The organism is Ideonella azotifigens (assembly GCF_006519715.1).
Taxonomy (GTDB): Bacteria; Pseudomonadota; Gammaproteobacteria; order Burkholderiales; family Burkholderiaceae_C; genus Ideonella; species Ideonella azotifigens.
Genome location: NZ_VIDT01000174.1, coordinates 1 through 8,940 on the forward strand (window position 1 = coordinate 1; position 8,940 = coordinate 8,940).

Sequence of the window (8,940 nt, forward strand, 5' to 3'; positions counted from 1 at the left end):
CAGACAGCAGCAGCGGCAGGCAGGCCAGCCCCCACTTCACGTTTGACCGTCGTCCTGAACAAAGGAATCGCATGAGCATCGACTTCACCAAGGCCCTGGGCACACACCCCGAGGCGCTGCGCTTGCGCGCCGAACGGACACAGGTCCTGGCCGCCAACCTGGCCAACGAAAGCACCCCCGGCTACCAGGCCCGCGACCTGGACTTCGGCGCGGCCTTGCAGAGCGCCACCGCCGACGAGGCCAGCGGCCTGTCCCTGGACAGCGACGGCTCGGCGAAATACCGGGTGCCCAACCACCCCTCGGCCGACGGCAACACCGTGGAGCTGGGCGTGGAACAGGCCGAATTCTCTCAGAACGCCAGCGACTTCCAGGTCAGCCTGACCTTTCTGAACATGCAGCTCAAAGGCCTCGCCAAGGCCATCGCAGGACAGTGACATGCCATTCCACGACATCACCCGCATCGCCGGCTCGGCCATGACCGCCCAGACCGTGCGGCTCAACACCGTCGCCAGCAACTTGGCCAACGCCCAGTCCGCCGCCAGCAACGCGACCGACGCCTACCACGCCCGCAAGCCGGTCTTCGCAGCCGTGATGGGCCGCGACAGCGGCGCCGGTGCCCGCGTGCAGGTGCTGGACGTCGTCAGCAGCACCGAGCCGCTGCGCGAAGCCTACGAACCCGAGAACCCCATGGCCAACGAGGAGGGCAAAGTGTTTTATCCGAACGTGAACCCGGTCGCCGAAATGACCGACATGATGGCCGCCTCGCGGGCCTTCGAGACCAACGTCGAAGTGCTGGGCCGGGTGCGGTCTATGCAGCAGTCAGTGTTGCGGCTTGGGGAGGCATGAGCATGAGTGACACGCTCACCACCCAGACGCAAAGCACGGGCAGCACCAGCGCCCTGTCCAACGCCCTGGTCAGCGCCAACGGCAGCGGCACCGACCTGTTCACCACCTTGCTGGTGGCGCAGATCCAGAACCAGAACCCGCTGGAGCCGAACGACCCGAGCGACTTCGTGAACCAGCTGACGCAGCTGAGCCAGATGGAATCGCTGCAGTCGCTGAGCAGCCAAAGTGCGGCCACCAACACGCTGCTGGACAGCCTGCAGACGCTGGCACTGGGCAACCAGGTCGGCAACAGCGTGGACGTGGTGACCGACCACGTGCAGCTGGACGCCTCCGGCACGGTGCCGGCGAAATTCACGCTTGCCAGCGCCGAGAACAACGCGACGCTGGTGCTGACCGGCGCCGACGGCGTGAAGCACAACGTGGACCTGGGCAGCAAAGGCATTGGCGAGGTCTCGCTGACGCTGGACCCGGTCGCGCTGGGCCTGCCGGCCGGCACCTACGACATCGCGGTGAAGACCACCAGCGGCGCGACGCCGGCTGTCGCGGTGACCGGACGGATCCAGAACATCCGCCTGTCCACCGCCGGCATGACGCTGACCGTCAGCCACCTGGGCGAAGTCTCGCCCGGCAACATTTCCCAATTCAACGGCAAGTCCTGAACGTCCTGAAGGAGTCCCGACCATGAGCTTCGAAATCGCCCTGTCCGGCATCAATGCTGTCAACACCCAGCTCGACAGCATCAGCAACAACATCGCCAACTCCGGCACCTACGGCTTCAAGTCCAGCCGTGCCAACTTCAGCGCGATGGTGGCCGGCTCCAGCCCCACCGGCGCCGAGATCGGCTCGCTGACGCAAAGCATCGGCACCGGCGGCAGCACGCTGTCCACCGGCCGCTCGCTGGACGCCGCCATCCAGGGCCGCGGCTTCTTCGCACTGCGCGACAGCACCGGCCTGATGAGCTACAGCCGCGTCGGCAACTTCGTGGTCGACAAGACCGGCATGCTGGTCGACGCCAGCGGCCGCAAGGTCCAGGGCTACGCGGTGACGCCGGGCTCGACCGCGCTGGGTGCGATGGGCGACATCAGCGTGCCCAGCGGCCAGATCGCCGCCAAGGCCAGCAGCAAGCTTTCGTACGTGGCCAACATGTCGAAGGACTGGACCACGCCGACGCTGACGCCTTTCGACAAGACCGACGCGCAGACCTTCAACAGCTCGATGGTCTCGGTGGTCTACGACTCGCTGGGCACCCAGCACACCATGACGCAGTACTTCGTCAAGTCCGGCAGCAACGCGGTGGACGTGCACTACACGATGGACGGCAACGACCTGGGCACGACCAACACGCTGAGCTTCAGCACCAACGGCGTGCTGACCGCGCCGGCCGGCGCGGTGACCCTGGCACTGGGCACGCCGGACGGCGCCAGCGCGCTCAGCATCGACGTGGACTACACCGGCACCACGCTGTACGCCGGCGAAGCGACCAACAGCGTCAACGCCGCCGACGGCTATGCCTCCGGCACGCTGACCGGCACGACGATCTCCGACGACGGCTCGGTGCTGGCCCAGTACAGCAACGGCCAGAAGCAGACCATCGCCAAGCTGGCGCTGGCCACCTTCCCCAGCGAAGACGGCCTGACCCCCACCAGCGATACCAGCTGGACGGCCTCGCAGGCCTCGGGCCAGGCGCTGTACTACGCCCCGGGCACCGGCATGGCGGGCTCGCTGACGGTGGGCGCGCTGGAGCAGTCCAACGTGGACATGACCGGCGAGCTGGTCAACCTGATGTCCGCCCAGCGCAACTACCAGGCCAACACCAAGGTCATCTCCGCCGAGAGCGAGATGATGCAGGCGCTGTTCCAGGCCGTCTGAGGCAAGCCGCATGGACGCCCTGATCTACACCGCGATGAGCGGTGCCGAACGCGCACTGCGGGCCCAGCAGGTGCACGCCAACAACCTGGCCAACCTGGACACCTCCGGTTTCCAGGCCGACATGGAACTGGCCACCAGCCAGACGGTGAGCGGCTTCGGCTACGACGCGCGCCACCTGAACAAGCTGCAGGCCAATGGCGTGTCGGCCCGCGAAGGCACGGCCAAGCCGACCGGGCGCGACCTGGACGTGGCCCTGCAGGGCGGCGGCTACCTGACGGTGCAGTACGGGGCCAGCGAGGCCTACACGCGAGCTGGCCAACTGCAGCTGGCCGAGGACGGCGCGCTGACGGTCAATGGCCGGCCGGTGATGGGCGAAGGCGGCCCCATCGTGCTGCCGCCGTACCGCAAGCTGGAGATCGCCAGCGACGGCTCGATCTCCATCCAGCCGGCGGGCGAAGAGGCCATGCAGGTGGTCGACAAGCTCAAGCTGGTCAAGCCCGAGGCCAAGGACGTGGTCAAGAACGAAGCCGGGCTGATCGTCTCGCGCCGCGGCGACACGCTGGAGAGCGACGACAGCGTGCGCGTGCACGGCGGCTTCGTCGAAGGCAGCAACGTCGGCGCGGTCGAGGAGATGGTCGCGACGATGACGCTGAACCGCGACTTCGAGATCCAGATGAAGCTGTTCCACGCCGCCGACAGCATGGCCGACAGTGGCAACCGGCTGATCCGCGACTGAACCTCAGGTTCCTCAATTCAAACAGGAGTTCCCTATGAATCCCGCCATGTGGATCAGCAAGACCGGTGTGCAGGCGCAAGACGCCAAGCTGCAGGCCATTGCCAACAACCTCGCCAACGTCAACACCGTCGGCTTCAAGCGCGACCGGGTGATGCTGGAAGACCTGTTCTACCAGGTCGACAGCCAGCCCGGCGCCCAGAAGGCCGAGGGCACGACCTCGCCGGTCGGCACCATGCTGGGCACCGGCACGCGCGTGGTCGGCACGCAGAAGGTGTTCACCAACGGCAACCTGCAGACCACCGGCCAGAGCCTGGACGTGGCCATCGTCGGCAACGGTTTCCTGCAGGTCGCGATGCCCAATGGCGAGACCGGCTACACCCGCGCCGGCCAGCTGCAGGTCAATGCCGAAGGCAAGCTGGTGAATTCGCAAGGCCTGTCGCTGCAGCCCGAAATCACGGTGCCGGCCACGGCCACCGCGGTGTCCATCTCCGAGTCCGGCCTGGTGACCGCGACCGTAGGCGGCAGCACCGCACCGACCGAACTCGGGCAGTTGCAGCTGGCAGGCTTCATCAACCCGGCCGGCCTGATGGCACGCGGCGAGAACCTGTTCCAGGAAACCGCCGCCAGCGGCACGCCGACCACCGGCAACCCCGGCACCGACGCATTCGGCAAGCTCAAGCAGGGCGCGCTGGAAGGCTCGAACGTGCAGGTAGTCGAAGAGATGGTGGACATGATCGCGGCGCAGCGCAGCTACGAGATGAACACCAAGGTGCTGTCTGCGGCCGACAACATGCTGCAGTCCCTGGCGCAGGCGGTGCGCTGAGATGCGTGCGCTTGTTCTTGCAGGGCTGATGGCAGGCGCGGCGCTGCTGGTCGGCTGCGCCGGCATCGAGCCGCCCAAGGCGCCGGAGCTGACGCCGCCATCGCCGCTGCCGCTGGTGCAGCAGGCGCCGCGCCGCGGCAGCTCGGGGGGCGTGTTCGTGGCCGACAACGGCTGGTCGCTGACCTCCGACGTGCGCAGCTTCCATGCCGGCGATGTGCTGACCGTGCTGCTGGACGAAACCACGCAGGCCAGCAAGAAGGCCAACACCAGCTTCGGCAAGAACAGCGATGTGTCGATCTCGCCGGCCACGCTGGCTGGCAAGGCGCTCAAGACGGACATCGGCCTGAGCAGCCAGAACAACTTCGCCGGCAACGCCGCGAGCACCCAGCAGAACGCCTTGCAGGGCGCCATCACGGTGATCGTGCACGAGGTCATGCCCAACGGCCTGCTGCGTGTGCAGGGCGAGAAAAGCCTGTACCTCAATCAGGGCGAGGAAATGATCCGCCTGAGCGGCTATGTGCGCGCGGCCGACATCACGCCGGACAACCGCGTCTCGTCGCAGCGCCTGGCCGAGGCCCGCATTGCCTACGCCGGCAGCGGCGCACTGGCCGACACCAACAACGCAGGCTGGCTGAGTCGCTTCTTCGCCAGTCCCTGGATGCCGTTCTAAAAAGAGATCACCCATGACCGCTTTGCGTTGGATCTTCGCCCCCCTGCTGACCAGCCTCTTGCTGGCCGGCGCCCATGCCGCGACACGCACCGCCGCCGAGCCGGCCGGCCAGCCGCTGCGCCAGCTGGTCAGCATCGAGGGCCAGCGCGAGAACCAGCTGCTGGGCTACGGCCTGGTGGTGGGCCTGAACGGCAGCGGCGACAGCACGCAGGTGAAGTACGCCGGACAGTCGGTCAACAACATGCTCAAGCAGTTTGGCGTGAAGCTGCCGGACAACGTGGACGCGAAGTCCAAAAACGTGGCCACGGTGATGATCAGCGCCAGCTTCCCACCGGGCTACCGCAAGGGCCAGACCATCGACGTGACCGTCGCCTCTCTGGGTGACGCCAAGAGCCTGCGTGGCGGCGTGCTGCTGCTCACGCCCCTGCGTGCGGCCAATGGCGAGGTCTACGCGATCAGCCAGGGCAACGTGGTGGTGGGCGGCATGACGGCGCAGGGCGCCAGCGGCTCCAGCGTCACGATCAACACGCCCACGGCCGGCCGCATCCCGAACGGCGCCAGCATCGAGCGCGAGATCGAGTCCGATTTCGACCAGAACCCCAGCGTGCGCCTGAGCCTGCGCCGGCCACACTTCCAGACCGCGACCAACATCGTCGACGCGATCAACAAGCGCTGGGGCGCGATTGCCACCGCGCGCGACGGCACCAGCGTGGAGGTCCAGGCGCCGATGAACCCGACCCAGCGCGTGGCCTTTGTCGCGCAGCTGGAGGCGATGACCATCGAGTCCGGCCTGGGCCGACCCAAGGTGATCTTCAACTCGCGCACCGGCACCGTGGTGATCACCGATGGCGTGCGCGTGCGGCCCGCCGCGGTCTCGCACGGCTCGCTGAAGGTGGTGATCTCCGAAAGCTCGCAGGTCAGCCAGCCGAATGCCTTTGGCCAGGGCCAGACGCAGGTCACGCCGAACTCGCGTGTCAGCGTGGACCAGGGCCAGGCCCACATGTTCAAGTGGGCGCCGGGCGCCAACCTGCAGGCCATCATCGACGCGGTGAACGCCACCGGTGCGACGCCGGACGACATCATGTCCATCCTGCAGGCGCTGGACCAGGCCGGCGCGCTGGACGGCGAACTGGAGGTGATCTGATGCCCATGCTGCCGATCCACCCCACGACGGACCTGGCGCTGCCGGACAGCTTCGCCGCTGCCGTCAAGCCTGCGCGACCCGACCCGATGCAGGCCGCGGCCAAGCAGGCCGCGCAACAGTTCGAGAGCCACTTCATCGGCCAGATGCTGCACGACATGCGGCGCAGCAGCCGCGTGCTGAGCGACGAGAAAGAGACCGAGCGCAGCGGCGAGGACATGCTGGACATGGCCGACACGATGGTGGCCGACCAGCTGGCCACTCAGGGCGCGTTTGGCATTGCCGACCTGATGCTGCGGCAGGTGATGCCGTCGGCTGCCTCGTCATTTAAGTCCGCACTGCCACCGGTCGCCTCTTCTGAGGACAAGCCCTGAACTCCGGGGCCGGCTTCCCTCCTTCTCTTCACGCCACGCTGTCATGACGCTCATCACCAACGCCCTGTCAGGCGCCCAGGCGGCGCAGGTCGCGCTGAACACCACCAGCCAGAACATCGCCAACGTGATGACGGCCGGCTACACCCGCCAGGGCGTGCTGCTGCGCTCGGTGCAACCGTCGCGCAGCGGCGTGGCTGCAGCGGGTGACGGCGTGGCCTCGCCTTCGCTGTTCCGCTTCAGCGACAGCTACAAGAACCTGCAGCTCTGGCAGTCCAACACCCAGCTCGGCCAGCACAGCGTGGCCCAGCCCTACCTGACCCAGATGGAGCAGGTGATGGGCAACGACGACGCCAGCATCGCCACCGGGCTGGACAACTTCTTCGCGTCGCTGAACGCCGCCAGCGTGGAGCCCACGTCCACGCCCTTGCGGGATGGCGTGATCGGCGCGGCCCAGGCGCTGGCGCAGCGTTTCAACAGCCTGCGCCAGACGCTGTCCAGCCAGCAGGCCGCGGTGAGCCAGCAGCGCCAGGACCTGGTGACGCAGGTCAACAGCCAGGCGGCCGACATTGCCGGCCTGAACAAGCGCATTGCCGCGGCCCAGGCCGATGGCGTGAACGCTTCCGGCCTGATCGACCAGCGCGACCAGAAGATCGACAGCCTGTCCTCGCTGGTCGGCTTGCAGGTGGTGACGCAGCCCGACGGCAGCGCCAATGTCTCGCTGGCCGGCGGCCAGCCGCTGGTGGTCGGCCAGCTGAATTCGGCGCTGACGCTGACGACCCAACCCGACGGCAGCCAGGTCATGGCGCTGAAGTTCGCCAGCGAGAGCTTTGGCGTCAACACCACGCAGATGGGCGGCGAGCTGGGCGGCCTGGCGGACTTCGAAAGCCAGCAGCTCAAGCCCATGGTGCAGTCGCTGCAGGACATGGCCAAGGGCCTGGCCGACGGCGTGAACAGCGTGCTGAGCGCCGGCTACACGATGAGCGGTGCGGCCGGCAAGCCGATGTTCAGCTTCGACCCGACCAGCAGCACCGCGATGCTGAGCGTGGACCCCACGCTGCAGGCCGCAGACCTGGGCCTTTCCGGCAGTGCCACCGAGCCGGGCAACAGCGACCAGCTGCAGGCCTTGATCGCGCTCAAGCAGCAGCCGGTCGCCATCAGCTCGCTGGGCAATGTGCTGCTGGGCGATGTGTACACCCAGCTGGTCGGCCGCGTGGGCATGGCCAGCCAGTCCAACCAGACGGCGATGGACACCGCGCAGACCGTGCGCGACCAGGCCGATGCCAACTGGAAGGCCACCAGCGGCGTCAACGAGGACGAGGAAGCCATCAACCTGATGCAGTACCAGCAGATGTACCAGGCCAACATGAAGGTGGTCGCCGTGGCCAACGACTTGTTCGACAGCCTGCTGCAAATGCTCTGAGCCCCCGGGAGACCACACCATGCGCATTGCCAGCACCCAGTACCACACGACGATGAACACGGCCCTGCAGCGGGCCAACGAGCGGCTCGAACACATCATGGAGCAGATGTCCACCGGCGCGCGCGTGCAGCTGCCGTCGGACGACCCGGTGACCAGCGTGCGGCTGTCGCGCCTGACGCGCGAGGATGCCGCGCTGACGCAGTACCGCAGCAACATCTCGGCGCTGAAGTCGCGGCTGTCGAACAACGAGGCCCAGCTGACCAGCATGACCGACGACATGCAGCAGGCGCGCGACCTGCTGCTGTGGGCCACCAACGGCAGCAACACCACCGACGACGTGGCCGCGATGGCCAGCTCGCTGACCGCGCTGCGCGACAGCCTCTACGACACCAGCAACAGCCGCGACCAGGAAGGCCGCTACCTGTTCTCCGGCACGGCCACCGGCACGGCCACCGTGACGCTGAACAGCAGCGCCGCCGCCGGCAGCCGCTACAGCTACACCGGCAACGGCGCGCTGCAGCAGGTGGTGGTGGGCAATGGCGTGACGCAGGCGGCCAACGTCGTGTTGCCGGAGTCCGCCGGGCTGCTGAACCAGCTGGACCTGATGATCCAGACGCTGAGCACACCGGGCGTGAACGTCAACGACGCGACAGTCCAGGCCACGCTGAAGACGGGGCTGACCAGCCTGGACAGCGCGATGAACTCGGTCAGCGCACGCATTTCCAAGCTGGGCGGCGCGCAGAACATGCTGGACACGCTGGACGGCGGCCACGCCAGCATCAGCCTGTCCAACCAGCAGGCCGCATTGACGCTGGGCCAGCTGGACTACAACCAGGCGGCCGTCCTGCTGAACGGCTACACCACGGCGGTGCAGGCGACCCAGAAAGCCTACGCCAAGGTCAGTGAACTGTCCTTGTTCAACGCAATGTGATGCCGTGAATCCGCCAGACTGACGGCCTATGCAGACGCTTTCCCTGGACCCGTCGACCCTGCTGCGGCCGACCTCGCCGGCTGGCACGCCTTCTTCGTCTTCGGCCAACGCCGCGGGCCGGACCGGCGCC

General features: G+C 67.3%; 11 protein-coding genes. All 11 read left to right on the forward strand.

Features of this window, described 5'->3' with window-relative positions; translation table 11 throughout:
* Positions 1 to 71 precede the first annotated feature (71 nt).
* From flgB to flgL, 11 genes are read left to right on the forward strand one after another with little or no spacing between them, the layout of a single operon-like run.
* The gene (gene flgB, locus FKP22_RS12735; protein WP_141287862.1) at positions 72 to 434 is read left to right on the forward strand and encodes a flagellar basal body rod protein FlgB; all 363 of its coding nucleotides are present in this window, start codon (positions 72 to 74) and stop codon (positions 432 to 434) included.
* Position 435: 1 nt separating this feature from the next.
* Positions 436 to 846: a flagellar basal body rod protein FlgC gene (gene flgC, locus FKP22_RS12740; RefSeq protein WP_141287863.1), complete on the forward strand. Its 411-nt coding sequence runs from the start codon at positions 436 to 438 to the stop codon at positions 844 to 846.
* Positions 847 to 848: 2 nt separating this feature from the next.
* Positions 849 to 1,505: a flagellar hook capping FlgD N-terminal domain-containing protein gene (locus FKP22_RS12745; RefSeq protein ID WP_141287864.1), complete on the forward strand. Its 657-nt coding sequence runs from the start codon at positions 849 to 851 to the stop codon at positions 1,503 to 1,505.
* Between the two features lie 22 nt (positions 1,506 to 1,527).
* Positions 1,528 to 2,715, forward strand: coding sequence for a flagellar hook protein FlgE (locus FKP22_RS12750; RefSeq protein ID WP_141287865.1), 1,188 nt, complete (start codon positions 1,528 to 1,530; stop codon positions 2,713 to 2,715).
* A 10-nt stretch (positions 2,716 to 2,725) separates the two neighbouring features.
* The gene (locus FKP22_RS12755) at positions 2,726 to 3,451 is read left to right on the forward strand and encodes a flagellar basal-body rod protein FlgF (protein ID WP_141287866.1); all 726 of its coding nucleotides are present in this window, start codon (positions 2,726 to 2,728) and stop codon (positions 3,449 to 3,451) included.
* A 34-nt stretch (positions 3,452 to 3,485) separates the two neighbouring features.
* A complete protein-coding gene (flgG, locus tag FKP22_RS12760; RefSeq protein ID WP_170200875.1) occupies positions 3,486 to 4,274 on the forward strand; it encodes a flagellar basal-body rod protein FlgG in 789 nt (262 codons plus the stop codon).
* A 1-nt stretch (position 4,275) separates the two neighbouring features.
* Positions 4,276 to 4,944 carry a flagellar basal body L-ring protein FlgH gene (flgH, locus tag FKP22_RS12765; RefSeq protein ID WP_141287867.1) on the forward strand — a complete coding sequence of 223 codons (669 nt, stop codon included), beginning with the start codon at positions 4,276 to 4,278 and terminating at the stop codon, positions 4,942 to 4,944.
* A 13-nt stretch (positions 4,945 to 4,957) separates the two neighbouring features.
* Positions 4,958 to 6,088 (forward strand): flagellar basal body P-ring protein FlgI, encoded by a 1,131-nt coding sequence (locus tag FKP22_RS12770; protein ID WP_141287868.1) that lies wholly within the window; start codon positions 4,958 to 4,960, stop codon positions 6,086 to 6,088.
* On the forward strand, positions 6,088 to 6,459 hold the full coding sequence (locus tag FKP22_RS12775) for a rod-binding protein (protein ID WP_141287869.1): 372 nt from the start codon (positions 6,088 to 6,090) through the stop codon (positions 6,457 to 6,459). The genes FKP22_RS12770 and FKP22_RS12775 overlap by 1 nt, the downstream gene beginning before the upstream one ends.
* Before the next feature lie 43 nt (positions 6,460 to 6,502).
* Positions 6,503 to 7,879: a flagellar hook-associated protein FlgK gene (gene flgK, locus FKP22_RS12780; protein ID WP_141287870.1), complete on the forward strand. Its 1,377-nt coding sequence runs from the start codon at positions 6,503 to 6,505 to the stop codon at positions 7,877 to 7,879.
* A 19-nt stretch (positions 7,880 to 7,898) separates the two neighbouring features.
* Positions 7,899 to 8,810 (forward strand): flagellar hook-associated protein FlgL, encoded by a 912-nt coding sequence (gene flgL / locus FKP22_RS12785; RefSeq protein ID WP_141287871.1) that lies wholly within the window; start codon positions 7,899 to 7,901, stop codon positions 8,808 to 8,810.
* Positions 8,811 to 8,940 lie beyond the last annotated feature (130 nt).

Bases quoted from the DNA above. Each gene is read 5' to 3' on its own strand.
- flgC (WP_141287863.1), top strand. From the start codon at position 436: ATGCCATTCCACGACATCACCCGCATCGCCGGCTCGGCCATGACCGCC.
- FKP22_RS12775 (WP_141287869.1), top strand. From the start codon at position 6,088: ATGCCCATGCTGCCGATCCACCCCACGACGGACCTGGCGCTGCCGGAC.
- flgL (WP_141287871.1), top strand. From the start codon at position 7,899: ATGCGCATTGCCAGCACCCAGTACCACACGACGATGAACACGGCCCTG.
- flgB (WP_141287862.1), top strand. From the start codon at position 72: ATGAGCATCGACTTCACCAAGGCCCTGGGCACACACCCCGAGGCGCTG.
- FKP22_RS12745 (WP_141287864.1), top strand. From the start codon at position 849: ATGAGTGACACGCTCACCACCCAGACGCAAAGCACGGGCAGCACCAGC.
- FKP22_RS12770 (WP_141287868.1), top strand. From the start codon at position 4,958: ATGACCGCTTTGCGTTGGATCTTCGCCCCCCTGCTGACCAGCCTCTTG.
- flgG (WP_170200875.1), top strand. From the start codon at position 3,486: ATGAATCCCGCCATGTGGATCAGCAAGACCGGTGTGCAGGCGCAAGAC.
- flgH (WP_141287867.1), top strand. From the start codon at position 4,276: ATGCGTGCGCTTGTTCTTGCAGGGCTGATGGCAGGCGCGGCGCTGCTG.
- FKP22_RS12750 (WP_141287865.1), top strand. From the start codon at position 1,528: ATGAGCTTCGAAATCGCCCTGTCCGGCATCAATGCTGTCAACACCCAG.
- FKP22_RS12755 (WP_141287866.1), top strand. From the start codon at position 2,726: ATGGACGCCCTGATCTACACCGCGATGAGCGGTGCCGAACGCGCACTG.
- flgK (WP_141287870.1), top strand. From the start codon at position 6,503: ATGACGCTCATCACCAACGCCCTGTCAGGCGCCCAGGCGGCGCAGGTC.